The following is a 25,382-nucleotide window of genomic DNA, read 5'->3' as shown; positions in this document are numbered from 1 at the left end:
TAAAAAAAATTAATTTAATATTAAGATAAAAAAATTGATACCACTTTCTTTTTTAAATAGATTTGTCCCAGAAACTTAAAAAAATTATCAAAATGAAAAAATTAATACTACTAGCTGCAATTACTGTATTCGGTGTTGCAACAACAAATGCTCAAACGGCAAAAAAAGCTGTAAAAAAAGAAACTCCTGCTGCTAAAGTTGAAACTCCAAAAGTGGATGGTGCTGGAATGGTTTTCGAAAATGAAACTATCGATTATGGAACAATCCCTCACAATGCTGATGGTAACAGAGAATTCGTATTTGTAAACAACGGTACAAAACCATTAACTATCGAAAGTACTCAAGGTTCATGTGGTTGTACAGTTCCTACTAAACCTGAAGGCGCAATTGCTCCAGGTGGAAAAGGGAAAATAGGTGTTAAATATGCAACTGATAGAGTTGGTCCATTTACTAAAACCGTTACTGTAAAATCAAATGCTGTTGGACAAGAAACTAAAGTTCTTACTATCAAAGGAACCGTTTTACCAGATCCTGCTACAGAAGGAGCAACTCCAGTAAAAAGCTAATTTTAGTTAATTATAATTCAAGAAAAACTCGTCTCGTTTTAAAAATGAGGCGAGTTTTTTTTTGAATATCTTTGCCACTCTTGACAGATATGTCAAATTATTTGAAATAAAAAAAGATGCGTAAGCTAGAAAACAAAGAATTAGAAAGAAAATCAGTAACAGCTTTTAAAGAGGCTACAAAAACACCCATTATCATTATTCTTGATGACATTAGAAGTCTTCATAATATTGGTTCCGTTTTTAGAACTGCCGATGCTTTTTTGATAGAAAAAATATACCTATGTGGCATCACAGCCGTTCCTCCTAATAAAGAAATTCACAAAACAGCTCTTGGAGCTACCGAAACAGTTGCTTGGGAATATAAAAAAGAAGTTACAGAAGTAATTGAAAATTTGAAAAAAGAAAATATTTCTGTTTTTGCTATCGAACAAGTAGAAAATGCTGCTTTTCTTCAAAATTTTCAAGTAGAGAAAAACAAAAAATACGCTTTAGTTTTTGGAAATGAAGTTTATGGTGTTTCTCAAAAAGCCATAGAATTATGCGATGGTTCTATTGAAATTCCGCAACTAGGAACAAAACATTCGTTAAATATTTCGGTAAGTGCTGGAATTGTAGTTTGGGATTTATTTCAAAAAATGAAATTCTAACAAATTATTAAGACTTTTTTAAAAGTCTGGAAAATTTATTTTCTCTATTTTTAACAATGCAAAAAACGGTCTTACTTATTTTCTTTGTTATTCAATTTGGTTTTGGAAATAATCCAACAATTGACACGTTGAAAACAAGCACCTTACATTCTATTTTTTGGCAAAAAAACAAAATAAAAAATCCACTAACAAACATTGCTCCGATTTTATCTGCAGTGGGAAATCAAATTTATTGTCCACAAAGCCAAACCAAAATAGTTACTGATTTCAATATTGTTGATCCTGATGACACAGGAATTGACGCCATATATATTCAAATTTCTTCGGGCTATATTTCTTCTCAAGACATTTTAATGTTAACTGGAATTCATCCAAACATTACTTCTTCTTGGAATCAAGCATTTGGAAAATTAACTTTAACAGGAATCTCTCTCCAACCTACATATGCTGAAATAATTGCAGCGGTTAAGGATGTTGTTTTTCAAAATAATTCAACTAATCCATCTGGAACAAGAACGTTTTCTATTACTGTTGGTCAAGCCAATTATTTACCTTCAACAAATCATTATTATCAATATGTTCCCAATATTGGAATAACTTGGTCAAATGCTAAAATTGCTGCAGAAAACAGTTCTTACTATGGACTTCAAGGATATTTGGCAACAATAGCATCGGCAGATGAAGCTCAACTTTCTGGTGAACAAGCAGCTGGCGCAGGTTGGATTGGCGGTAGTGATGAAGCATTTGAAGGAGTTTGGCGATGGATGACAGGACCAGAACTTGGAGTCATTTTTTGGAATGGTGGTATAAATGGTTTTACCTCATCATTTGCAAAATGGAATAATGGTGAACCAAATAATGCTGGTGATGAAGATTATGCACACATAACTGCACCTGTAGTAGGAATTCCGGGTTCGTGGAATGATTTATCAAATGTTGGTGGAGCAAGTGGAGATTATCAACCCAAAGGGTATATCGTTGAATATGGAGGAATGCCTGGTGATCCAATTTTAAATATTTCAGCTAGTTCAACTATTACAATTCCAACGATAAATCCAGTTGCCGGTTATGGAATTTGCGACTCGGGTTCTTTAACTTTGAATGCCACTGCAACTGGAGGAACAGTTTACTGGTACGAAAACCAAGTTGGAGGAATTCCAATTGCAACAGGAAATTCATTTACAACACCAATTCTAAATACAACTACAACCTATTATCTTGATGCTTTTCCAATTGGTTGTACAACTTTTAACAGAACGCCTTTAACTGTAATTGTTTATGAAAGACCCATTTTGACAATCAATAACACTATTTCAATTTGTGAAGGGAATTCAGCAGTTCTGAATGCAAATAGTTCCATTGGAACAGTAAAATGGTATAATAGTTTAGCATCGTCTTCGCCAATTTTTACTGGAAATCCTTTTACTACTCCAATCCTAAATTCCTCCGCAACTTATTATGTAGAATCTGATAACAATAACTGTTTTTCCATTCCAAGAACGATGGTAAATGTTACTGTAAATCCAAATCTACCAACAGTAAGCGATGTTGAAATAACAATTTGTGAAGGAAAAAATACGATGCTCACAGCGGGAATATCCGGAATGGATTATGAATGGTCAACGGGTGAAACTACTCAAAATATTTTGGTTTCGACGGAAGGAATTTTTTCAGTGGAAATAACAAACAGTTTTGGGTGTTCAACCAACCAAAACTTCACCGTAAACATAAATGAATCTCCAATTATTTCTGGTGTAACTATTCTAAATAATTTTGTTACCATCGAAACCAATCAAGGTGATTTTGAATATTCTATTGATGGGATTAACTATCAATCATCAAATACTTTTTACTTGCCCATTGGCGGAATTTATTTTGCTTACGCAAACGACAAGAACAATTGTGGATTTGATGATTATATTTTTTCACATATAACATATCCACCTTTTTTTACACCAAATGGTGATGGGTTTAATGATTATTGGAGTATCAAAGGAATGAGTTATTACAACCATCCAAAAGTTTCCATTTTTGATAGATATGGGAAATTAATTGTTGTTTTAAATTCTCAAAATCCTCTTTGGGACGGAACACTTAATGGAAAATTATTGCCAAGCGATGATTATTGGTTTGTTGCTAAAATAAGTGAAACAATACCTGAACAAAAAGGGCATTTCAGTTTAAAACGATAAAATATTATTGGAGTTTATTTTGAATTTCATTCAAAACAAAAATATAATCTTCTTGATTATTTTGAAAATCTCTATCGGTAACATCAATGATTAATACGTTCAAATCCTTCTGAGATTTTATATAATCCAAATATCCGCTATTGATTTTTTCTAAATATTCCGCCGGAATTTCTTGTTCATAAGATCGCCCTCTTTCTTTAATGTTTACAAGCAATCGTTCTGTGCTTTGGTATAAATAAATATACAAATCAGGTTTGGGCATTTCTTTATAAATAATGTCAAACATGGTTTTGTATAAACGAAATTCGTCTTCGGCAAGAGTAACTTTGGCAAAAATCAAAGATTTAAAAATATGATAATCGGCAACAATAAAATCTTTAAACAAGTCAAACTGGGCTAAATCATCGGAAATTTGCTGGTATCTGTCAGCCAAAAAAGACATTTCCAACGAGAAAGCATAACGGTTTTGGTCTTCATAAAATTTTGGCAGAAAGGGATTGTCGGCAAAACGTTCCAAAACCATTTTAGCATTGAAATCTTCGGCTAATTTATTAGTAAGTGTAGTTTTTCCAGCACCAATATTTCCTTCAATAGCGATATAATTAAAATGGTCGAGTTTAATTTTGGCAATTGGACTCTCTATCTTTTGAACCACTTTACAGTTGCTCTTATCTTCCGAAAGCACTAATAATTCATGAAGGTATTTCTGCAAAATAGGATGACGCCAATCTAAATTCAAATCCTGCATTGGCAACAAAACAAACAAACGATTTTGCATTTCAGGATGTGGCACTTTCAGTTTTTCAGAAGCAATAATTTCTTCATCAAATGCAATAACATCAATATCTATAACTCTAGCCTGGTAACCTTCTGCATCTTGACGAATTCTTCCTAAAGCTTCTTCTAAAAGCAACACTTCTTCTAAAACTTGGTGCGCCGATTTATGCGTATTCATAATTACCGCACAATTGTAAAAATTTTCACTTTCAAAACCCCATGAAGGTGTTTCATAAAGTTTGGAAACTCGGATAATAGTTCCAATTTCTTTGTGCAAACTATCAATGCAACGCTCCATGTTTTCCAAACGGTTGCCTTGATTTGTTCCTAACGATAAAATGACTTGATGCTGCTTATTCATAAGAAGCACAAATTAACTAAAAGTATTTCAGAATAAGTGTAAAATAAAGTCACTGTTAATAACAATTTCTCAACAATTCATATTTATTGGAAATCATAAAACTTACATAAATTACTAGCACTTAACCCGAAAAGACCGTATTTTTGTTATATCTAATACTAGTTAAACCCTTGTTATCATGCTTAAGAAAATAGTAAAAATTATTGGAATTATTTTGTTGTTAATAGTGGTTTCGGCATTTGCTGTTCCTTATTTCTTTAAAGACCAAATCAAAGCAAAAATTCAAACAGCAATCAATGAAAAAGTGGATGCAAAAGTAGCTTTTGCGGATGCTGATTTGAGCTTATTTAAAAATTTCCCAAACGCCAGTGTTACCATCGACAAACTTTCTATAATTAATAAAGCACCGTTTGAAGGAGATACTTTGGTAGCTTTTGAAGAATTGAGTTTGAAAATGTCCATCAAAGAGTTGTTTAACAATGATAACGAACCGATGAAAATTGACGGAATTTCATCAAAAAATGGTTTAATAAATATAATTTTCAACAAAGACGGCATAGGAAATTATGACATTGCCTTGAAAGATAAAGGAAAAGAAGAGGGAAAAAGCAAACCACTTTCGCTGAAAATCAAAGAATATGATGTTGAAAACTTCAAGTTTAAGTATTACGATGAAAAGTCAAAAATCAAAATGGTTATCGACAGTATAAACCATGAAGGAACAGGAGATTTTGCATCATCTAATTTAGATTTGGTTACAAAAACTACAGCCAAAGTTTCCCTTGACATGGATAAAGTGAATTACATGAATAATGTACTTGTTTCGTTAGATGCTGTTCTCGGAATTGATTTAAACAAAAGCAAATACACTTTTAAAGAAAACAAAGCCAAAATCAATGAATTGCCTTTGGAATTTGATGGTTACATTCAATTAGTTGATGCTGGACAAGACTATGATTTAAAATTTAAAACCCCAACTTCTTCGTTTAAAAACTTTTTAGGATTATTGCCAGCAAAATATTCTAGCAATTTGAAAGACGTGAAAACTAGTGGCGATTTTACGGTGGTAGGTTTTGCCAAAGGATTGTATTCTAACACTTCAGTTCCTAAGTTTAATGTTGAAATTGCCTCCAACAATGCTTCTTTCCAATATCCCAATTTACCAAAATCAGTTCAAAATATCATCATCGATACCAAAATCATTAACGAAACTGGCGTGATGAAAGATACTTATGTGAATTTGGACAAATTATCATTCCAAATAGATCAAGATGTATTTAATGCGAAAGCGAATATTAAAAATATTTCCGAAAATGCTTTGGTGAACGCTGCACTGAAAGGAATTATTAATTTAAATAATGTAACAAAAGCCTATCCTATTAAATTAGACAAACCATTAACTGGAATCTTAAAAGCCGATGTAACCACAGAATTTGATATGCAGTCGGTAGAAAAAAGTGATTATGCCCGAATAAAAAATGCTGGAACTATTGATTTAACTGGATTCAATTATACAGATGAAAATGGAAAAACCATGAAAATCAGTCGTGCTTTGATGGCCTTTAATCCGAGTCGTGTGAATTTACAACAGTTCAATGCCACAACTGGAAATAGCGATATGGCTATTACTGGTGTTTTGGAAAATTTCTACGGCTTTATATTTAAAAATCAAGAACTGAAAGGAAACTTTAATTTAAATTCCAATCAATTTGCCGTAGCTGATTTTATGACAGCCGATGACGCTACAAAAACAGGAAAAAAACAACCTGACGCCATGAAAATACCGGCTTTCCTGAATTGTACCTTAACCGCAAAAGCCAATACCGTTTTATATGATAATTTAATCCTAAAAGATGTTTCAGGAAAACTAATTATCAAAGACCAAAAAGTCACTTTAGAAAATGGTAAAACCAATATTTTTGGTGGTTCAATAGCATTTGATGGTGCTGTTTCAACCAAAGAAAAAACACCAAAGTTCAATATGGATTTGGGTTTGAATAATGTTGATATTTTACAAACATTCACACAATTGGAAATGATGAAAAAAATTGCCCCAATTGCAGGTGTTATCAATGGTAAATTGAATTCTAAAATAAAACTTTCGGGTAATTTGAACGAAAATGAAATGACACCCGATTTGAAAAGTTTAACTGGTGATTTGCTTGGTCAATTACTTTCAACTACCATAAATGCGAGCAATTCAACCATGCTAACGGCTTTGGATGATAAATTGGGATTTGTAGATTTGAAAAAATTAAATTTGAATGATTTGAAAGCGGCAATTACTTTTAAAGATGGAAAAGTGAATGTGAAACCATTTGATATCAAATACCAAGATATTAAAGCAACAATTGGAGGAACACATGGTTTTGATCAATTGATGAATTACAATGTAAAACTGGATGTTCCTGCCAAATATTTAGGTACAGAAATCAATAGTTTAATTGCAAAATTGTCGCCATCCGATGCTAAAAAATTTGAAACTATTCCAATAAATGCGATGCTAACTGGAAGTTTTAAAAATCCAACTGTGACTACAGATATGAAGCAAGCCACTACAACATTAGTCAATAATTTGGTGAAACAACAAAAAGAAAAATTGATTAATCAAGGAACAAATTCTTTGAATTCTATTATTTCTAATGCTACCAAACCAAAAACAGACACCACAAAAACAGATGTAAAAACGGATGTAAAAACAAAAGCAAACGAATTACTGAACGGATTGTTTAAAAAACCTAAAAAAACTGAAACTAAATCAGAAACAACTCCAAAATAGAAAGTTGCCACTAATTCACAGATTTCAAAAATTAATTTTAATCAGTGAATTAGTGGCTAAATAATTTAAACTACACAGAAATCTTCACTACATAACCTTCAAAAGTTCGTACATTAAAAACAGTTCCATCTTCAAAAAGCAAATATTGCCCTTTAATTCCGGTTAGTTTTCCTGAAAAATTGGGTGATTTATCAAGGTTTAAACTGATTACTTTTTTAGGATATTCTAGAACTGGAAAATGCAATTCATACAAGTCATTTGCATTGAGATCATAATATCCTTGAACTTCTTTTGGAATAAGGTATTTCAAACTAGCTTTTTCATTTAATAAATCAACTTGTGGTACATCATTTTTGAGCATTTTTTGCCAATTGGTTTTATCAGCATAATGACTTTTTAGCGCTACTTCGGTAATTCCAGCTAAGTAGCGATTAGGAACTTCTACGATTGGAATAGCTTTCACTGCGCCTTGATCAATCCAGCGTGTTGGCACTTGTGTTTTTCTTGTAACACCTACTTTTACTTCACTTGACAAAGCCAAATAAACTATATGTGGCTGCAATTGTACTCTTTTTTCATAGTCTAAATCTCGATCTTCAATATCCAAATGTGCTGTGCTTAATTCAGGTTTCATAATCCAATCGCCTGCCGATGCTGAACTCATAAAGCAATCATAACAAAATCCTTGACGAAATATTTTTTTCTTTTTACCACAATTCAAACATTGATATCCTTGAAAAGAAATTTCAAATGATTTGTCTAACAATTGGTTTAAATTCAAAAAACTATTCTCAAAAACCAAATAATACTGAATGGGATTGGAGAATTCGGTTTGCATTTTTGTTAATACACCTTCGTAAGTCATAACAGTGATTTCAGAAATTTTGATAAAAATATAATAAAATTAGTATATTAGCGTTAACTATGTAATGTTTAACCAAATCTTATTTATCATGAAAAATCTATTAAAAGTTACTTTACTCGTTGTTGCCTTTGTGACATTATCATTTGTTTCTTTTGAAAAAGAAACGATTACAATTGTTATTGATGCCGGTCATGGTGGACATGATCTTGGTGCTGACCAAAATGATTTTTATGAAAAAGATTTAGCCAATAGTATTTCAAAAAAAATAAACGAATTAAACATTGATAAAAATATCAAAATTCATTTCACTCGTGAAGATGATTCTTTCATAGAATTACAGAAAAGAGTGGATTTTACAAATGCTATTAAACCAGATTTACTAATCTCATTACATGTAAATAAAAATAAAAATACTACAACAAATGGTTTTGAAGTTTTTGTATCCGATAAATCCATTGCTTACGAAAAATCAAATGAACTGGCTCAAAAACTCGTAATGAATTTTGAAAAAAGCACACCATTAAAAAATCGTGGTGTAAGAACAGCTCCTTTTTCCGTTTTAAAAAAATCAGAAGTTCCTGCAATTCTTATAGAAATGGGTTTTATATCAAATGAAAATGATAGAAAATATATTACAAGTTCAGAAGGTCAAACCCAAATTGCACAAACCATTTTAAACTTTGTTTCTGATTTGAAATAAAAAACTTCATATTTATAACATCGTAAATCGCAACTTAAAATGCCATTTCCAATAATAAATTCTATCGCTTCTTGGGTTTTGAAACAACGTATTCATCAGATTGAGTTGTTTCTGAAATATCCTCATGAAGTTCAGGAAGAATTGATGATGAACTTGATTCGATCAGCTGAAGAAACGGTTATTGGTCAGAAATATGATTTTGGAAGTATTAAATCTTATCAAACTTTTGCGGAAAGAATTCCAGTTTCTACTTATGAAGATTTGGAGCCAATGATAGAACTTACTCGAAAAGGTGCGCAAAATGTTTTTTGGAATACGCCTATAAAATGGTTTGCCAAATCGAGTGGTACTACGAATGCCAAAAGTAAATTTATTCCTGTGAGCAATGAAGCTTTGGAGGATTGTCACTTTAAAGGGAGTAAAGATTTACTGTGTATGTATTTGAACAATAATGAAAACTCCGATATGTTTTTAGGTAAAAGTTTGCGTCTTGGCGGAAGTTCTAAAATTTATGAAAACAACAACACCTATTTTGGCGATTTGTCTGCCATATTGATTGAAAACATGCCTATTTGGGCTGAATTCAGTAGCACACCTAGCAACAAAATTTCGCTGATGAGCGAATGGGAAACCAAACTTACGGCTATCATTAACGAAACCAAAGCTGAAAATGTAACTAGTTTTGCTGGTGTTCCATCGTGGATGTTGGTTTTGCTCAACAGAATTTTAACCGAAACGGGAAAAGAAAATCTTTTTGATTTGTGGCCAAATCTAGAAGTCTATTTTCATGGTGGTGTGAATTTTGAACCTTATAGAGAACAATATCAAAAGATATTACCTCAAAATAACTTCAAGTATTACGAAATATACAATGCCAGCGAAGGCTTTTTTGCCATTCAGGATTTGAATTATTCGAATGATTTATTATTGATGTTGGATTATGGCATTTTCTACGAATTTATCCCAATGGATACTTTTGGAACTCCAAATCAAAAAATAATACGATTGGCTGATGTTGAATTGTTTAAAAACTATGCTTTAGTCATTACAACCAATTCTGGTCTTTGGCGCTATATGATTGGTGACACTATTCGGTTTACCTCTTTAGAGCCATATAGAATTAGAGTTTCAGGAAGAACCAAACATCATATTAATGTTTTTGGCGAAGAATTGATGGTTGAAAATACTGATAGAGCTATTGCTAAAACATGTCAAATTACAAGATCAGAAGTTATTGACTACACGGTTGCTCCTATTTTTATGAAAGTCAAAGAAAAAGGCGCTCATGAATGGATGATTGAATTTAAAACACAACCAGAAGATATTGATACTTTTACAAAAATATTAGACGAGACTTTGCAATCTTTAAATTCTGATTATGAAGCAAAACGTTATAATAACATGACATTAAATCAATTAAAAATAAACGTTGCAAGACCAAGTTTATTTTACGACTGGTTGGCAGCAAACAACAAATTGGGTGGACAACATAAAATTCCTAGACTTTCCAACCAAAGAGATTATTTGGAACAGTTGAAGGATATGCAAGTTAAAGTGAAAAATTAATGTTATGAAAAAAATATTTTTGCTGCTGATAGTATTAGGTTTTTTAACTTCATGTGGACCAAAAAGATTGGGTTGTGGACCAAGTAGATGTTCTATTGATGGCGAAAAACCTGTTTTAGAAAAAAAATTCCCAAAACAATTGAATACATAAAAAACTCCAATAAGGAGTTTTCAGTTAAACTGTTCCTATTTGCTGTTTCTCTAATAACGTATTTCTAAGTAATTAAAAATATGTTTTTACAGCAAATTCAAATTGGTCAATAAATATCTTTTTAAAAGCTGAAATGTTGTTTTGCTCATAAAATATAAGCATTGCTTTTTTATAATCGATAGAATCAACTGTTCTAAAAGATAGAGGGCAATACTGGTTATTAATTAATATGGCATTACTAATTATTCTTGCTGTTCTCTTATTCCCATCTGAAAAAGGTTGAATATAAGATAGTAAAACTAAGGATAGAAATACCTTTTCAAAAACATTTTCTCTAGTATTGATAAGCAAGCACATATTTTCTAATGCTTCTTTAATTTGAAATGCGTTATCAATTGGCTTATAATTGGTTCCTGAAATACCAACTCGTCTATTCCTTATATTTCTATCAATGCCTAAACCTTCTACAAGGAGACTGTGGATATCTTCTATTCGAGATACAGAAAGAGGATTTACATAATCATTATTTTCTAGAATAAAATCTAAAGCAACTTTGTGATTTAATAACATAATAGCTTCATCTTTAGTCTTTCCTGCTGCAGTTTCTTTTTCCTTTAATAATTTTTCTGTTTCTAACAACGAATAAGTATTTCCTTCTATTTGGGAAGATTTCCAACTTAAATCAATAGCTAATCTCTCAAATTCTTTATTGTATTCAACCGCCGTAAGTTTTGATATATTTTCTCTAAAATTATTTTGTAGAAGTGATAATTTTGTAATTTCAGCATTAGTAAATAATGAAATCGAATTCAGTGTTTCACTTATAAGATTAAAATCAAATGTTTCTTTAATTTCTCGCTCATCAATCTCTTTTTCAAAATAAGTTTCTATGTCAATTGGAAATAAAACAGCTAACCCTTTACTTATGGTATACTTTGTTGATTTACCTCTTCCAATTGTAGTAATAAAATTTTTATCTAATAGTGCTACAATCGATCTTTTAATAGTGGCAAAAGCAACTACATTTCCAAGTCCATCATAAATTTCTTTCGAAGAACTATTAGGATGCTTTTTGATATAATCTAGTATTCCCTTTTCTAAATCGAATTTAATCATTGCCATAACATTTGCTTTGAGCTCACAAATTTAATAAATAAAGCTCAAAAACATATATTTTTGAGCTTTATTTGACTTTTAATTGAGCTTGAAATTTTTTATGAAGCTATTTCCAAACGCTTTAATAAATTTTTAGTTAAAGCATCATGAGTATAATCAACATCAATATGTAATTTTTTTTCATCTGAACTTGGCAATTCATACATCGCATCGGTTAAAATGGCTTCACAAAGTGAACGCAATCCTCTTGCGCCTAGTTTGTATTCCAAAGCTTTATCTACAATATAATCCAAAGCTTCGTTGGAAATAGTGAATTTTACATCATCCATTCCAAATAGTTTTTCATATTGTTTGATTAATGCATTTTTTGGTTCGGTTAAAATCGCTCTTAACGTTTCCTTATCCAATGGATCCATATGAGTTAACACTGGAAGACGACCAATAATTTCGGGAATTAAACCAAAATCTTTAATATCTTTTGGAATAATGTATTGTAACAAATTATCTTTATCAATATTATCAGTATTCTTAGAAGTACTATAACCCACTGCAGTTCTGTTCAATCGTTTTGAAATTATTCTTTCAATTCCATCAAAAGCACCACCAGCAATAAATAATATATTTTGTGTATTTACTTCAATAAATTTTTGATCAGGATGTTTTCTTCCTCCTTTTGGCGGAACATTTACAACCGTTCCTTCTAATAATTTCAATAACGCTTGTTGTACACCTTCACCAGAAACATCACGAGTTATGGATGGATTGTCACTCTTACGAGCAATTTTATCAATTTCGTCTATAAAAACAATACCTCTTTCTGCTTTTTCCACTTCATAATCAGCAGCTTGCAATAAACGCGTCAAAATACTTTCTACATCTTCACCTACATATCCCGCTTCAGTTAAAACCGTAGCATCAACAATAGCCAATGGAACATCAAGCATTCTAGCAATAGATTTGGCAACCAATGTTTTTCCTGTTCCCGTTTGACCAACCATAATGATGTTGCTTTTTTCAATTTCAACATCTTCTTCGTGTTGCAATTGCATCAATCTTTTATAGTGATTGTATACTGCAACAGACATGACTTTTTTGGTTTGGTCTTGTCCAATAACATATTGATCAAGAAAAGCTCTAATTTCTTTTGGTTTTTTCAAAACTAAATCATTCGAAGGCTTATTTAAAGCTTTCGTTCCTTTCAATTCTTCCAAAACTATTCCATGTGCTTGCTCAATACATCTATCACAAACATGCGCATTCATTCCGGCAATCAATAAATTGGTTTCCGGTTTTTTTCTTCCACAAAAGGAACATTCTAATACTTGTTTTGCCATTTTTTTTTAGTTGACAGTCACAGTAATAAGTCGCAGTTACATAACTGTAAACTGAGACTGATAACTGATAACTAGAATTATCTTCTTAATACTTCATCAATCATTCCATATTCTTTTGCTTCATCAGCAATCATCCAATAATCGCGTTCAGAATCTTTGTGAACTTTATCAAAAGTTTGCCCTGAATGATGGGAAATGATTTGGTATAACTCATCTTTCAGTTTCAACATTTCTTTCAAGTTAATTTCCATATCGGTTGCAACTCCTGATGCTCCACCAGAAGGTTGGTGAATCATTACTCTTGAATGTGGCAATGCCGAACGTTTTCCTGCAGCACCGGCACAAAGTAAAACAGCACCCATTGAAGCTGCCATTCCAGTACAAATTGTAGCTACGTCAGGGCGAATGTATTGCATGGTGTCATAAATTCCCAATCCAGCGTAAACACTTCCTCCTGGAGAATTGATATAAATTTGAATGTCTTTTGAAGCATCAACGCTTTCCAAAAACAATAATTGTGCTTGAATAATATTGGCCATATAATCATCAACACCTGTTCCCATAAAGATGATTCTATCCATCATCAAACGTGAGAAAACATCGAGTTGTGAAATATTCATTTGACGTTCTTCAATAATATAAGGCGTCATACTGCCAACAATTTTATCGTAATACAAGCTATTTACGCCATGTTTTTTTATTGCAAAGTTTTTAAATTGCTTCGCCATTTCTTGTGTAGCTCTTGGGTCTTTTCCGAAGTTCATTTTAAATTTATGTTTAAAAGTTTATGTATTTAAAAGTTTAAAGTGGTTACCGTAAACTTACTAATTTTCTACTTAATTTAAGTCAAAGGTCGTGCCTAAAAATTGCATATGACATTGTGACAAAAAATAGAAAAGCGTCAAAATCAAATTGATTTTGACGCTCAAATATAATGAATTTTCTAATTAAATCTCACCGTACATTGCTTTGATAAAATCATCATAAGAAACTTCTTTTGATTTTGCTTTTACTTTTTCTTTAAACAAGTTTAGCATTTTTTCATTCATCACTTGTTCTGACAAACGTTTTACTTCATCTTGATTTGACATCACACGAGCCACAATTCCTTGAACATCTTCATCAGTTGGATTCATTTGTCCAAATTGAGCCATTTGCTTTTTGATAACTTCAGAAGTGAAAGTTTTTAAGTCTTCAAAAGTGATTTGCAAATTATTTTCTTGGATAATTTTACCTTCAATTAATTGGTAACGCAAACCGTTTTCAGATTTTGCATATTCTGCTTCTGCTTCTTCAGCAGAAAGTGGATTTTCGCCTGCAGTTTGTATCCATTTTTTCAAGAATTCAGCTGGTAAACCAAATTTTGTATTGGCAATTAAAAACTCAGTAACATCGTTTAAGAATTTTTGATCTGCTTGTTGCGCAAATTGTTTCTCCGCATCTTCTTTGATTTTAGCTTTCAACTCATCTACCGATGTAATTACTTTTGGCCCAAATAATTTATCGAATAATTCTTGATCCAAAACAGCTGGTTCGTGAGTTGTCACTTCGTCAATGGTGAAAGTTACTTCAATATCCAATCCGTGAACATCATCATGACCAACAGCCAAGAAATCCATTAATTTATGATCATCATCAAATAAGCCTTTTGTATTCAGTGTGATAACATCACCTACTTTTTTACCAATGAATTCTTTTGCCGTTTTCTTATCAGCAAAAACATCTAACGAAAGTGTCGTTCTGTTATTAATACCTTTCTCTTCGTTAGCAAAAATTCCAGAAACATCATTTCCTTCCTCAACTGTGTTTTTAGCAATAAGTTTCCCATATTGCTTTTGGATACGTGCCACTTGGTCATTCAACATTTTATCGTCAGCCACAATTTTATAGTGTACCAAATCATTTTTTGCTGTTAAATCAACTGAAAATTCTGGAGCTAATCCTAATTCGAATTCAAACTTATAATTTTCAACATCCCAATTGAAATCTTCGGTCACTTTTGGTAATGGATTCCCTAAAATATCTAATTTTTCTTCAACTAAATATTTGTTCAAATTATCTTGCAACAATTTGTTTACTTCTTCCAATAGTATTGCTTTTCCGTATTGCTTTTGAATTAAGCTCATTGGAACTGCTCCTTTTCTAAAACCAGGAATAGCAGCATTTTTACGATAATCTGCTAATACTTTTTCTACTTTGGCAGCATAATCAGATTTAGCTATTTCTACTGTAACTAAGGCATTTAATGCGTCTACATTATTTCTTGTGATGTTCATTTCTTGTGTTTTTTACATACTAAAATTGGGTTGCAAAATTATAACATTTATACAACCCAACCAAGTTTTTATTTTATTGATTATTCGTGGTTTATTTTGTATCGCCAGTGATTTGGTAAACCAATGATTGTGAAAGGGATAATATGATGCTAAACAACATCGCTGTCCAGAAAGAATTAACACTAAAACCATCTACAAAATGATCACAAACCAATATCATTATGGCATTAATAACTAACAAAAACAATCCCAAAGTAAATATGGTTACTGGTATAGTAAGCAAAACTATGATTGGTTTAACAAAAAAGTTCAATAATGCTAAAATTATTGCAACGGTTAATGCGGTGGTGAATTCATCAACAATTACACCTTTCATAATATAGGCAATTGCCATTACTAAAATTGCTGTGATTAATATTCTAAGGAGTAGTTTCATTGGCTTTGTTGTTAAAATTTACTATTTATTGCTAAAATATTAAAATATTTTTATATTTGCTACTTACTAATCTTTATAAAAATTAATTATGAAAAAATTATTACTTTCTTTCTTATTGGTTGGCGGTTTAAGTGCTAATGCACAAATCCTTACTGAAACATTCCAAGGCACAACATTCCCTCCAACTGGATGGACAACTGAAACAAACGTAGCTTCTAGACCATGGGGATTCACCACTGTAATTTTTAATGCGTCAGGTCAAACTACATTTAATATTACTGACGGTAAATCTGCCGGTATAGGTTGGATTGCACAAGATCAAGATGCACATTTGACAAGTCCTTCATTTAGTTTAGTTGGTTATTCAAGTGCAACGTTAACTTTTAACGCAAAAATTGGTTACGAATACATGGTTGCTCCTTTTGCTAATGGAAATTTATTTGTAAAAGTATCTACAGATGGTGGAAGCACATGGACTACTCTTTGGACTGAAGAAGCTGAAGGTGTTTACGTTGACTATGCTACACTTGCAGTTGAATTAGATTTAACTCCTTATGTAGGTCAATCTAATGTTCAAATTAGATACCAATATGTTGCAAACGATGCCGATTCTTTATCAATTGATGATTTTCTTGTAGACGGAACTTTGGGTATTAGTGATTTTTTATCAAATAAATTTTCAACTTACCCTAATCCTGCAACAAGCTTAGTTAACATATCAAACACTTCTAATATTCTTTTGACAAATGTTAATATTACCGATATTAACGGAAGAATAGTTAAAACAATGAAAGTTAATAATCTCACTGAAGTTCAAATGAATATTGGAGAATTAAACTCTGGCGTTTACATCATGAACATTGATACCGATTCAGGTAAAGTTGTTAAAAAAATCATCAAAAACTAGTTAAACTAAACTAGTTAAAACTCAAATCCCTTTTCAAATTGAAAAGGGATTTTTTTATTTTAAAAATTTAATAGTTTCTTCAAAAAAGGTTTTTGGGTTTTCAGCATGTAACCAATGTCCAACATTTGGTATTGTTACGAGTTTAAAATTAGGAAATTGTTTTTGAATTTCGGGTAAATCAGTATCTAAAATATAACGTGAATTTCCGCCACGGATAAAAAGTGTTGGTTTATCAAAACGATTATCATCTGGTAAAGCTTCACCTATACTTTCAATTTTTATATTAAATACGGGTAAATTAAATCGGAATGCCAATTGTCCTGGTTCTGCCCAATAGAGACTTTTAATTAAAAATTGTCGTGTGCCAAAATCAGGAATGAAAGGATATAAAGTTTCTTCAACTGCTGCTCTGTCTGGTTTTTCAGAAAAATTTACCGCATTCAATCCAGCCAAAATTTCTTGATGATGTGGTGCATAATATTTTGGACCAATATCAGCTATAATTAATTTTTCGACTAATTCAGGATAAGTTGAGGCAAAAAGCATGGCGACTTTTCCACCCATCGAATGTCCAATAATTGAACACTCATTTAAATTATAATGCTGGCAATACTCTAATAAATCTCTAGACATGACTTCATAATTAAAGTCATCCGAATGAAAACTTCGTCCATGATTGCGCAAATCTATCATATGCACTTGAAAACCTTCAGCCGCATAAAGCGAACCAAATGATTTCCAATTGTCTGACATTCCTAGAAAACCGTGAATTATGATAAGTGGCTTGCCTTCGCCTTCTATTTTTGAATACAACATAAAAATTTCAGATTGTTGGTTGCTGATTTTTGATTGCAGAATGGATTTAAAAATCGTTAATCTTCATTCGTTAATCTTAAATCATAAATCATTTAAGTTTTTGCAAATACATGTTTACCACATTATCCAACCCAAGGTACAAAGACTCGCAAATCAGAGCATGGCCAATGGAGACTTCTAACAGATTAGGAATATTGTCTTTGAAAAACTTAATGTTATCCAAACTCAAATCGTGTCCGGCATTAATTCCTAATCCTAATTCATTAGCCAAAACAGCAGCTTTACTATAAGGTTCAATTCCTTTTTTATTTCCTAAACTATATTGATGGGCAAATTCCTCGGTATACAATTCAATTCTATCTGTTCCTGTTTTTTTGGCTCCTTCAATCATATCCAAAATCGGGTCAACAAAAATCGAAGTTCTTATTCCGTTGCGTTGGAATTCTTGAATTACTTCTGACAAATAAACTTGATTTTTAATAGTATCCCAACCGGCAGAAGACGTGATAGCTCCAATCGCATCGGGAACCAATGTCACTTGCTCAGGTTTGCATTCTAAAACCAAATCAATAAAATTGTGTTGTGGATTGCCTTCGATATTGAATTCAGTATACACAATAGGTCTTAAATCGCGAGCGTCTTGATAACGAATGTGTCTTTCATCGGGTCTTGGATGAATGGTAATTCCTTGTGCGCCAAATTTTTGAATGTCTTTGGCAACTTGCAACAAATCAGGTACATTTCCACCACGTGCATTTCGTAATGTGGCTATTTTATTGATATTAACACTTAATTTTGTCATGTCGATATAATGTGTAATTTCCTTTTTAAAAATTTTATTTCATACTGTTCGGGCTTTGCCCTCGGGTGATTACAAAAATACAAAGTAAAACTAAGTCTGCATGTCCCAAAATTTGATTATTTTGCAGTCGCTAAAAGATACAGCATATATGAGACAACTTTCAGAATATATCAATAATGATTTTAAACCATTTTCGAGCAATGAAACAGTGGCAGAAATTCAAGATTTTTTTGCTGATTGTACTTTCTCCCATTTTCCAGTTTTAGACAATGGAATTTATATGGGATGTATTTCTGCTGTTGATGCTGAAACTTTTGAAATTCAAAAAAAATTAGCCGATTACCGTTATGCGTTAGAAGGATTTTTTGTTAGAGATTCTATGATTTGGCTGGATGTGTTAGAAGTATTTGCTCGAAACAATGCCAATGTGGTTCCTATTCTTAATGAAAATAATAACTATATTGGTTATTATGAAATTACTGATGTCATAAAATTTTTAAACGAGACTCCATTTTTGAAAGAAACAGGTGGAATTATTGTGGTTGAAAAACCTATTTTAGATTATTCCATGAGCCAAATAACTCAAATTGTAGAAAGCAACAATGGGAAATTACTTGGTGTTTTTGTTTCTGAAGCCACAAATGATAAAGTGCAAGTGACTATAAAAATGACACTTGGTGCTATGAACGAAATTATCCAATCTTTCCGTCGGTATAATTATGACATTGTTTCTGAACATCATGAAGACGACTATTTGAATAACTTGAAAGAGCGTTCAGAATATTTGGATAAATATTTAAACATGTAGTTTATGAAAGTTGCCATCTTCGGTCAATATTATCAAAATGACACCCGACCAATTATTAAGGATATTTTTGTTTTTTTTAATAGAAACAATGTAGAATTAGTTATTGAAGAAAAGTTTTTAAAAATACTATACGAGGAGAAAATCGTTGAAAAACAATACAATACATTTGCTTCGCATACTGATTTAGACAAAAGTATTGATATTTTGATAAGCATTGGTGGCGATGGAACCATTCTCAGAGCGGCAACATTCGTAAGAGATTCTGGAATTCCAATATTAGGCGTGAATGCCGGAAGACTTGGCTTTTTGGCAAAAGTTCAAAAAGAAAATATAGCATTATTTCTCCAGATCGTTTTAGAAAAAAAATACACTATTTCTGAAAGAACACTTTTGACAGTAGATTGTTATCCAAACGAGTCTGATATAGATATCAATTTTGCGATGAATGAAATTTCTGTTAGCAGAAAAGACACCACATCGATGATCACAATAGAAACCTATTTGAACGGTGAATATTTAAATTCTTATTGGGCTGACGGGTTAATTATCTCAACACCAACAGGTTCTACTGGTTATTCATTGAGTTGTGGAGGTCCAATTTTAACTCCAGAAGTAAAAGGATTGGTTATCACACCTATTGCACCGCACAATCTTAATGCAAGACCACTTGTTATTCCGGATGATTTAGAAATAAAACTAAAAATTTCTGGAAGAGAAGAACAATACTTAGTTTCTTTGGACTCTAGAATAACTTCGGTAAACAATAATTCTGAGTTGAAAATTAAAAAAACACCATTCCAGATTAGAATGGTTGAAATTCCGGATGAAACTTTCTTAAAAACACTCCGAAATAAACTGCTTTGGGGAGAAGACAAGAGAAATTAGAAAAAATTTGCTCCCATTTATACTACAATTCTAAAAAATCCGTTTTTAGAATATAAACCGTGTCAAGTACTAAATTATCTGCACTTTATTTTATTTAACAGAAATCCCAATTTCATGCTATATAAGTACTGAGAATTATTATATTTGCACGCTATTTTCAATTTGATGAAAAAGATTTTAGTATTATTTATTTGTTTGATTTTCCAGAATATAATGAATGCACAAATCAATGAGTTAGGTGTATTCTTGGGTGGAAGTAATTTTATTGGAGATGTTGGTAAAACCAATTATATTTCGCCAAATGAAGTTGCACTAGGCATCATATATAAATGGAATAAAAGTCCTAGACATTCGTATAGATTTTCTTATACGCAGTCTACTATTTCTGGAAACGATTTAGACTCTGATGAACCTGCAAGAAATATTAGAGGGTATGAATTTAAGAATAATATAAAAGAGCTTTCGGCAGGATTGGAATTCAATTTTTTTGATTTCAATTTACATGAAATATTGCAAAGAAAGATAACGCCCTATGTCTTTTCAGGAATTAGTTATTTTGCCTATGATGAATTATATGTCATTAATGGTGAAACAAAAAAAGATTACACATCAAGCACATTAGCTATACCAATGATTGTTGGTGTTAAAAGTAATATTTTTGAACATTTTATTTTAGGATTTGAAGTTGGAGCAAGATATACTTTCACCGATAATTTGGATGGAAGCAATCCAAAGAATGAAGATTTGCAGGCTTTAAAATTTGGCAATATAAACAGCAATGATTGGTATGTTTTTACTGGGTTTACGCTAACGTATACTTTTACAGAAAAACCATGCTATTGCGCAGATTAAAAAATGAGTTTAATAGACACGATACATAAAGACAATTTACCAAAACACCTTGCTATAATAATGGATGGCAATGGTCGTTGGGCAAAACAAAAAGGTCTTTTGAGAGCATTTGGCCATGAAAACGGAACTAAGTCTGTTAGAGTTACTGTTGAAACTTGTGCAAAAATAGGCATTGAAAATCTTACCCTTTATGCCTTTTCTACTGAAAATTGGAACAGACCAAAATTAGAAGTAGACACTTTAATGAATCTTTTAATTTCTTCCTTAAAAAAAGAATTTGACACTTTACAAAAGAACAACATTCGTTTAAATTGTATTGGAAATATAGACTTATTACCAAAAAAAGCAAAAAACGAACTCCTGAGTGTTATTGAAAGCACAAAAAATAATAACCGAATGACCTTAACTTTAGCCTTAAGCTACGGTTCAAGAGAAGAATTGATAAATGCCGTTAAAATTATAAGTGATAAAGTTAAAAATAATATAATTTCAATAGACACTATTGATGAATCAATTATAAATCAGCATCTTTACACGCACGATTTACCCGATGTAGATTTAGTGATAAGAACGAGTGGCGAACACCGTATAAGTAACTTTTTGTTATGGCAAATTGCCTATGCAGAATTATATTTTACAGAAGTTTTGTGGCCCGATTTTAAAGAAGATGATTTATACGAAGCTATTATTAGCTATCAAAAAAGAGAACGCAGATTTGGAAAAACAAGTGAACAAATTAAATAAATTTTCAGTGCAGATAAAAGAGTCAAAAATATTTCTTTGTATTTTATTACTAGGAAGTATTTTTCAATTACAAGCCCAAGATAGACTCCCTTTTGATCAAGGTAAAAAATATATTTTAGCCGATGTTAAAGTAAACGGAAAAATCAGTTATAATCAACAAACTGTAGTTACCTTTTCAAGTTTAGAAAAGGGACAAGAAATAACTGTGCCAGGAGAACAAATAAGTAATGCTATAAAAAAACTTGGGAAACTTGGTTTATTTAGTGACATTGACTTTTATGTAAACAAAATAGAAGGAGATAGTATTTGGCTTGACCTAGATATTGTTGAACTTCCAAAACTTAAAGAAGTTAAGTTTAATGGCGTTAAAAAGTCCAAAGTTGAAGGACTAATCAAAGACAACGCTTTAACCAAAGGAAAAATAGTTAATGAAAATTTAATTACAACCACCAAAAATTATATTGAAAGTAAATATAAAAAAGACGGTTATTATAACACCAAAGTTTTTATAACCAATACTCCCGACACAACTGAAGGCAATCAAGTAAAAATGCTTGTTAATATTGATAAAGGCAGCAAGGTTAAAGTCAAGAAAATTAATTTTGAAGGCAATAAAAAATTCACAGAAGACAATCTGAGAAGTGCCATGAAAAACACCAAACAAATAAACCCAATACGATTTTGGAAAGGATCAAAGTTTATTAAAGACAAATACAAAGAAGACTTAACCTCAATTATTGAAAAATACAAAGAAAATGGATATAGAGATGCTCGAATTGTGTCAGACTCCGTTTATTTAGTAGACAACAAAAATAATTTATCGATAAAAGTTAAAATTGAAGAAGGAAGCAAATATCGTTTTGGAGATATTAAATTCCTTGGAAATTCTGTTTATTCTGACCAGATGTTAAGCAGAATAATTGGTATCAAAAAAGGAGATACTTACAACGGAGTTTTACTAGAAAAAAGGATAGCAGATAAATCAAAACCTGACGGCGAGGATATTACCAATTTGTATCAAAATAATGGCTACTTATTCTCGAATATCAATGCAGTGGAGGTAAAAACAGCTAATGATACCATTGATTTTGAAATTAGAATTACAGAAGGTCCAATTGCCTATTTTAATAACATTACTGTTGTTGGTAATGACAAAACAAATGATAGAGTAATTTATCGAGAATTGAGAACAAAACCAGGACAAAAATATAGCAAAGAAGATTTAGTTAGAACTATTCGAGAAATTGGGCAATTAGGCTTTTTTGACCCTGAAGCTATTGATCCAAAATTCAAGAATGTTGATCCTGCTGCAGGTACGGTTGATATTGAATATAATCTAGTTGAAAAAGGTTCAAGTCAAATTGAACTTCAAGGAGGTTATGGTGGTGGCGGATTTATAGGAACCTTAGGTTTGTCTTTCAATAATTTCTCGGCAAGGAATCTATTCAACAAAGAAGCCTACAAGCCTTTACCAATGGGTGATGGTCAAAAAGTTTCTTTACGTTTACAAGCCAGTCAATTCTTTAGAACCTATAGTTTGTCGTTTTCAGAACCATGGTTTGGCGGAAAAAAACCAATTCAGTTTTCAACATCATTATCATATAGCAAACAATTTTTATACACTGGAAATACTGGAAGCGTTGACAAAGATAAAAGTTTCGACATTACAGCAATGTCTGTTGGTTATGCAAAAAGATTAACTGTTCCAGATGATTTCTTTGTTTTTTCGAATTCAGTTAGTTTTCAATATTATAATTTGAATAACTATAACACAGGATTATTTACATTTGGTGATGGTTCATCAAGAAACTTAGCATTTACAGTTGGATTAAGTAGAAATAATAAAGGTGTAAATCCAATTTTCCCAACATCGGGTTCAGAATTTAGTGTTTCTGCTAAATTCACACTACCTTACTCCATGTTCAATGGAGTTGATTATGCAGATCTTAAAAATCAAGAGCCGTATAAACTTAAATACAAAGAAAATGCTGGTTATACTATTACAGCAAATGCCTTAGGAGAATTACCTGCAACTGGTGATTATCTTAAAGAAGTTGTAGAAAACTCTAAGATTTATGAAAAGGTTTATGTGTATGAAGATGCATCAACTGATAGAGGAAAAGTTGACCAAGAAAAATTTAAATGGCTTGAGTACTATAAAATTAAATTTAAAGCCGACTGGTATACCAAAGTAGTTGGAAAATTAGTGTTGAGAACATTGGGTGAATTTGGATTTCTTGGCGCTTACAGTCCTTCAAGAGGTACAAGTTTAGCTGATCCAGACAGAGGAGTTGTTCCTTTTGAAAGATTCTTTCTTGGTGGTGATGGTTTAGCAAATTTCTCTCTTGATGGTCGTGAAGTAATTCAGTTGAGAGGTTATCCTAATCAGTCCTTATCTTCAACCGATGGTGATCCTATTTATAATAAATTCTCTTTGGAATTAAGATATCCTATAACACTTAAAGCTTCTGCGTCTATTTATGCCCTTACATTTTTAGAAGCTGGAGGATCATATGATAATTTTAGAAATTACAATCCATTTGTTTTACAACGTTCCGCTGGATTTGGAGTTAGAATATTTATGCCAGCATTTGGATTGTTAGGAATTGACTTTGCAAATGGTTTTGACCCTATTCCAGGATTTAGTCAACCAAATGGATGGGAGACACATTTTATAATTGGTCAACAATTTTAATTATATTTGATAAATATTTCAAAAACATAATAGTATGAAAAAATATTTTGCAATATCAATATTACTTTTATTATTTATATTTAAATCAAATGGGCAAACGGCTAGAGGAGTTAAGATTGGCTATATTGATATGGAATATATTTTAGAAAATGTACCTGACTATACTGAAGCAAAAAATCAATTGGAGCAAAAAGCACAAAAGTGGAAACAAGATATTGAAGCCAAAAAAGTGGAAATTGCGAAACTAAAAGATGCCTTAAAAACAGAAAGAGCACTATTAACAAAGGAATTAATAGACGAACGTGAAGAAGAAATTAAGTTTCAAGAAACTGAACTTTTAGATTTCCAACAAAAGAGATTTGGCCCAAATGGTGATTTAATGACACAGAAAGCCGTTCTAGTAAAACCAATACAAGACCAAGTATTTACTGCCGTTCAAGATATAGCAGAAGCTAAAAAATATGATTTTATATTCGACAAATCTTCTGATTTAACGATGTTATTTGCTGCAAAAAGACATGATGTAAGTGATCAAGTAATTAGATCCATTACTAGAGCAGAAAAAAGAGAGCAAAAATCTAAAAAGGAACTAAAAGAGCAAGAAAAGAAAGAATATCTAGAGGACGTTGAAGATGAAAATCCAGCGCTTGCAGCTAGAAAAAAAGCACTTGAAGACAAAAAAGCGGCTCGAGACAAAATGCTGGAAGACAGAAAACTAGCAATGGAAGCTAAAAAAAAAGAAATAGAAGATAAAAGAAAAGCAGCTGCTGAGGCTAGAGAAGCAAAAAAAACTGGCACGATTCCTGCTGACAAAAAACTAGAAGACAATAAAACACCTTCTAAAGAGGAAAACAAATCTACCGAAGGAGGAATTGTATCACCACCAAAAGAACCAAGTAGCGACAATAAAACTTCGGAAATTAGCGATGCACAGAAAACAAAAGAGGATAAAGCCGCAGCGCGAGCTAAACTAATTGAAGATAAGAAGAAAATATTAGAAGATAGAAAAAGAAAAATATTAGAAGATAGAGAAGCCGCCAAAAAAGCAAAAGAAGATAAAGCGAAAGAACCAAAAACGGAAGAACCAAAATCAGAATAAAACAAATA

At 31.7% G+C, this 25,382-nt stretch carries 23 protein-coding genes; 14 read left to right on the top strand and 9 right to left on the bottom strand.

Annotation, left to right across the window (positions count from 1 at the left end; genetic code table 11):
• Positions 1-92: 92 nt before the first annotated feature.
• From ACSVH2_RS04180 to ACSVH2_RS04170, 3 genes are all read left to right on the top strand, one after another.
• Complete coding sequence (locus ACSVH2_RS04180) at positions 93-566, top strand: DUF1573 domain-containing protein (RefSeq protein ID WP_438091899.1); 474 nt, start codon at positions 93-95, stop codon at positions 564-566.
• Positions 567-682: 116 nt separating this feature from the next.
• Positions 683-1,213 (top strand): RNA methyltransferase, encoded by a 531-nt coding sequence (locus ACSVH2_RS04175; RefSeq protein WP_438091898.1) that lies wholly within the window; start codon positions 683-685, stop codon positions 1,211-1,213.
• 56 nt (positions 1,214-1,269) lie between these two features.
• Positions 1,270-3,405 (top strand): T9SS type B sorting domain-containing protein, encoded by a 2,136-nt coding sequence (locus ACSVH2_RS04170; RefSeq protein ID WP_438091897.1) that lies wholly within the window; start codon positions 1,270-1,272, stop codon positions 3,403-3,405.
• A gap of 4 nt (positions 3,406-3,409) precedes the next feature.
• On the opposite strand, the gene folK is transcribed toward ACSVH2_RS04170, so the two are convergent.
• Positions 3,410-4,543, bottom strand: a complete 1,134-nt coding sequence (gene folK / locus ACSVH2_RS04165) for a 2-amino-4-hydroxy-6-hydroxymethyldihydropteridine diphosphokinase (RefSeq protein WP_438091896.1) — start codon at positions 4,541-4,543, stop codon at positions 3,410-3,412.
• 178 nt (positions 4,544-4,721) lie between these two features.
• Between folK and ACSVH2_RS04160 the strand changes: the two genes are divergently transcribed.
• Entirely contained in the window at positions 4,722-7,322 is a 2,601-nt protein-coding gene (locus ACSVH2_RS04160; RefSeq protein WP_438091895.1) for an AsmA family protein, read from the top strand.
• Positions 7,323-7,392: 70 nt separating this feature from the next.
• Here ACSVH2_RS04160 and ACSVH2_RS04155 read toward each other — a convergent pair whose 3' ends face one another.
• Positions 7,393-8,187 carry a DUF2797 domain-containing protein gene (locus tag ACSVH2_RS04155; RefSeq protein ID WP_438091894.1) on the bottom strand — a complete coding sequence of 265 codons (795 nt, stop codon included), beginning with the start codon at positions 8,185-8,187 and terminating at the stop codon, positions 7,393-7,395.
• Between the two features lie 88 nt (positions 8,188-8,275).
• On the opposite strand from ACSVH2_RS04155, the gene ACSVH2_RS04150 reads away from it, so the two are divergent.
• Genes ACSVH2_RS04150 through ACSVH2_RS04140 form a run of 3 tightly spaced genes read left to right on the top strand, consistent with a single transcriptional unit; the run spans position 8,276 to position 10,604 of the window.
• A complete protein-coding gene (locus tag ACSVH2_RS04150) occupies positions 8,276-8,887 on the top strand; it encodes an N-acetylmuramoyl-L-alanine amidase family protein (protein WP_438091893.1) in 612 nt (203 codons plus the stop codon).
• A 39-nt stretch (positions 8,888-8,926) separates the two neighbouring features.
• The gene (locus ACSVH2_RS04145) at positions 8,927-10,453 is read left to right on the top strand and encodes a GH3 auxin-responsive promoter family protein (RefSeq protein WP_438091892.1); all 1,527 of its coding nucleotides are present in this window, start codon (positions 8,927-8,929) and stop codon (positions 10,451-10,453) included.
• A 4-nt stretch (positions 10,454-10,457) separates the two neighbouring features.
• Positions 10,458-10,604 carry a hypothetical protein gene (locus tag ACSVH2_RS04140; RefSeq protein WP_438091891.1) on the top strand — a complete coding sequence of 49 codons (147 nt, stop codon included), beginning with the start codon at positions 10,458-10,460 and terminating at the stop codon, positions 10,602-10,604.
• Between the two features lie 72 nt (positions 10,605-10,676).
• Here ACSVH2_RS04140 and ACSVH2_RS04135 read toward each other — a convergent pair whose 3' ends face one another.
• From ACSVH2_RS04135 to ACSVH2_RS04115, 5 genes are all read right to left on the bottom strand, one after another.
• The gene (locus ACSVH2_RS04135; protein WP_438091890.1) at positions 10,677-11,726 is read right to left on the bottom strand and encodes a Fic family protein; all 1,050 of its coding nucleotides are present in this window, start codon (positions 11,724-11,726) and stop codon (positions 10,677-10,679) included.
• A gap of 92 nt (positions 11,727-11,818) precedes the next feature.
• Positions 11,819-13,054, bottom strand: a complete 1,236-nt coding sequence (clpX, locus tag ACSVH2_RS04130) for an ATP-dependent Clp protease ATP-binding subunit ClpX (RefSeq protein ID WP_438091889.1) — start codon at positions 13,052-13,054, stop codon at positions 11,819-11,821.
• Between the two features lie 77 nt (positions 13,055-13,131).
• Positions 13,132-13,818, bottom strand: a complete 687-nt coding sequence (locus ACSVH2_RS04125) for a ClpP family protease (protein WP_438091888.1) — start codon at positions 13,816-13,818, stop codon at positions 13,132-13,134.
• 183 nt (positions 13,819-14,001) lie between these two features.
• Positions 14,002-15,330: a trigger factor gene (gene tig, locus ACSVH2_RS04120; RefSeq protein WP_438091887.1), complete on the bottom strand. Its 1,329-nt coding sequence runs from the start codon at positions 15,328-15,330 to the stop codon at positions 14,002-14,004.
• A gap of 91 nt (positions 15,331-15,421) precedes the next feature.
• On the bottom strand, positions 15,422-15,766 hold the full coding sequence (locus tag ACSVH2_RS04115; protein WP_438091886.1) for a phage holin family protein: 345 nt from the start codon (positions 15,764-15,766) through the stop codon (positions 15,422-15,424).
• A gap of 88 nt (positions 15,767-15,854) precedes the next feature.
• Here ACSVH2_RS04115 and ACSVH2_RS04110 point away from each other — a divergent pair, with 88 nt between their 5' ends.
• Positions 15,855-16,673: a T9SS type A sorting domain-containing protein gene (locus tag ACSVH2_RS04110; RefSeq protein ID WP_438091885.1), complete on the top strand. Its 819-nt coding sequence runs from the start codon at positions 15,855-15,857 to the stop codon at positions 16,671-16,673.
• 54 nt (positions 16,674-16,727) lie between these two features.
• Here ACSVH2_RS04110 and ACSVH2_RS04105 read toward each other — a convergent pair whose 3' ends face one another.
• Together ACSVH2_RS04105 and ACSVH2_RS04100 are read right to left on the bottom strand one after the other, a co-directional pair.
• Positions 16,728-17,489, bottom strand: coding sequence for an alpha/beta fold hydrolase (locus ACSVH2_RS04105; protein ID WP_438091884.1), 762 nt, complete (start codon positions 17,487-17,489; stop codon positions 16,728-16,730).
• 88 nt (positions 17,490-17,577) lie between these two features.
• Complete coding sequence (locus ACSVH2_RS04100; RefSeq protein WP_438091883.1) at positions 17,578-18,291, bottom strand: pyridoxine 5'-phosphate synthase; 714 nt, start codon at positions 18,289-18,291, stop codon at positions 17,578-17,580.
• Positions 18,292-18,439: 148 nt separating this feature from the next.
• On the opposite strand from ACSVH2_RS04100, the gene ACSVH2_RS04095 reads away from it, so the two are divergent.
• The 6 genes from ACSVH2_RS04095 (at position 18,440) to ACSVH2_RS04070 (ending at position 25,374) form a co-directional block, all read left to right on the top strand.
• Positions 18,440-19,099 carry a CBS domain-containing protein gene (locus tag ACSVH2_RS04095; RefSeq protein ID WP_438091882.1) on the top strand — a complete coding sequence of 220 codons (660 nt, stop codon included), beginning with the start codon at positions 18,440-18,442 and terminating at the stop codon, positions 19,097-19,099.
• A gap of 3 nt (positions 19,100-19,102) precedes the next feature.
• Complete coding sequence (locus tag ACSVH2_RS04090; protein WP_438091881.1) at positions 19,103-19,984, top strand: NAD kinase; 882 nt, start codon at positions 19,103-19,105, stop codon at positions 19,982-19,984.
• Positions 19,985-20,149: 165 nt separating this feature from the next.
• Complete coding sequence (locus ACSVH2_RS04085; RefSeq protein WP_438091880.1) at positions 20,150-20,836, top strand: DUF6089 family protein; 687 nt, start codon at positions 20,150-20,152, stop codon at positions 20,834-20,836.
• Between the two features lie 3 nt (positions 20,837-20,839).
• Entirely contained in the window at positions 20,840-21,580 is a 741-nt protein-coding gene (locus ACSVH2_RS04080; RefSeq protein WP_438091879.1) for an isoprenyl transferase, read from the top strand.
• Positions 21,504-24,275, top strand: coding sequence for an outer membrane protein assembly factor BamA (gene bamA, locus ACSVH2_RS04075; protein WP_438091878.1), 2,772 nt, complete (start codon positions 21,504-21,506; stop codon positions 24,273-24,275). Before ACSVH2_RS04080 ends, bamA begins: the two co-directional genes overlap by 77 nt.
• A gap of 34 nt (positions 24,276-24,309) precedes the next feature.
• Complete coding sequence (locus ACSVH2_RS04070) at positions 24,310-25,374, top strand: OmpH family outer membrane protein (protein WP_438091877.1); 1,065 nt, start codon at positions 24,310-24,312, stop codon at positions 25,372-25,374.
• Positions 25,375-25,382 lie beyond the last annotated feature (8 nt).

It is taken from the genome of Flavobacterium sp. RSB2_4_14 (genome assembly GCF_051547085.1).
In the GTDB taxonomy this organism is placed as follows: domain Bacteria; phylum Bacteroidota; class Bacteroidia; order Flavobacteriales; family Flavobacteriaceae; genus Flavobacterium.
Note: the sequence above shows the minus strand (reverse complement) of the source record. Positions and strands in the feature narration are given on the sequence as shown.

Coding starts and splice junctions, on each gene's coding strand:
- ACSVH2_RS04110 (WP_438091885.1), top strand. CDS start 15,855: ATGAAAAAATTATTACTTTCTTTCTTATTGGTTGGCGGTTTAAGTGCT.
- ACSVH2_RS04115 (WP_438091886.1), bottom strand. CDS start 15,766: ATGAAACTACTCCTTAGAATATTAATCACAGCAATTTTAGTAATGGCA.
- ACSVH2_RS04145 (WP_438091892.1), top strand. CDS start 8,927: ATGCCATTTCCAATAATAAATTCTATCGCTTCTTGGGTTTTGAAACAA.
- ACSVH2_RS04135 (WP_438091890.1), bottom strand. CDS start 11,726: ATGGCAATGATTAAATTCGATTTAGAAAAGGGAATACTAGATTATATC.
- ACSVH2_RS04095 (WP_438091882.1), top strand. CDS start 18,440: ATGAGACAACTTTCAGAATATATCAATAATGATTTTAAACCATTTTCG.
- ACSVH2_RS04100 (WP_438091883.1), bottom strand. CDS start 18,291: ATGACAAAATTAAGTGTTAATATCAATAAAATAGCCACATTACGAAAT.
- ACSVH2_RS04155 (WP_438091894.1), bottom strand. CDS start 8,187: ATGACTTACGAAGGTGTATTAACAAAAATGCAAACCGAATTCTCCAAT.
- ACSVH2_RS04085 (WP_438091880.1), top strand. CDS start 20,150: ATGAAAAAGATTTTAGTATTATTTATTTGTTTGATTTTCCAGAATATA.
- folK (WP_438091896.1), bottom strand. CDS start 4,543: ATGAATAAGCAGCATCAAGTCATTTTATCGTTAGGAACAAATCAAGGC.
- ACSVH2_RS04125 (WP_438091888.1), bottom strand. CDS start 13,818: ATGAACTTCGGAAAAGACCCAAGAGCTACACAAGAAATGGCGAAGCAA.
- ACSVH2_RS04080 (WP_438091879.1), top strand. CDS start 20,840: ATGAGTTTAATAGACACGATACATAAAGACAATTTACCAAAACACCTT.
- tig (WP_438091887.1), bottom strand. CDS start 15,330: ATGAACATCACAAGAAATAATGTAGACGCATTAAATGCCTTAGTTACA.
- clpX (WP_438091889.1), bottom strand. CDS start 13,054: ATGGCAAAACAAGTATTAGAATGTTCCTTTTGTGGAAGAAAAAAACCG.
- ACSVH2_RS04180 (WP_438091899.1), top strand. CDS start 93: ATGAAAAAATTAATACTACTAGCTGCAATTACTGTATTCGGTGTTGCA.
- ACSVH2_RS04150 (WP_438091893.1), top strand. CDS start 8,276: ATGAAAAATCTATTAAAAGTTACTTTACTCGTTGTTGCCTTTGTGACA.
- ACSVH2_RS04170 (WP_438091897.1), top strand. CDS start 1,270: ATGCAAAAAACGGTCTTACTTATTTTCTTTGTTATTCAATTTGGTTTT.
- ACSVH2_RS04070 (WP_438091877.1), top strand. CDS start 24,310: ATGAAAAAATATTTTGCAATATCAATATTACTTTTATTATTTATATTT.
- ACSVH2_RS04090 (WP_438091881.1), top strand. CDS start 19,103: ATGAAAGTTGCCATCTTCGGTCAATATTATCAAAATGACACCCGACCA.
- ACSVH2_RS04140 (WP_438091891.1), top strand. CDS start 10,458: ATGAAAAAAATATTTTTGCTGCTGATAGTATTAGGTTTTTTAACTTCA.
- ACSVH2_RS04160 (WP_438091895.1), top strand. CDS start 4,722: ATGCTTAAGAAAATAGTAAAAATTATTGGAATTATTTTGTTGTTAATA.
- ACSVH2_RS04105 (WP_438091884.1), bottom strand. CDS start 17,489: ATGTTGTATTCAAAAATAGAAGGCGAAGGCAAGCCACTTATCATAATT.
- ACSVH2_RS04175 (WP_438091898.1), top strand. CDS start 683: ATGCGTAAGCTAGAAAACAAAGAATTAGAAAGAAAATCAGTAACAGCT.
- bamA (WP_438091878.1), top strand. CDS start 21,504: ATGATTTATACGAAGCTATTATTAGCTATCAAAAAAGAGAACGCAGAT.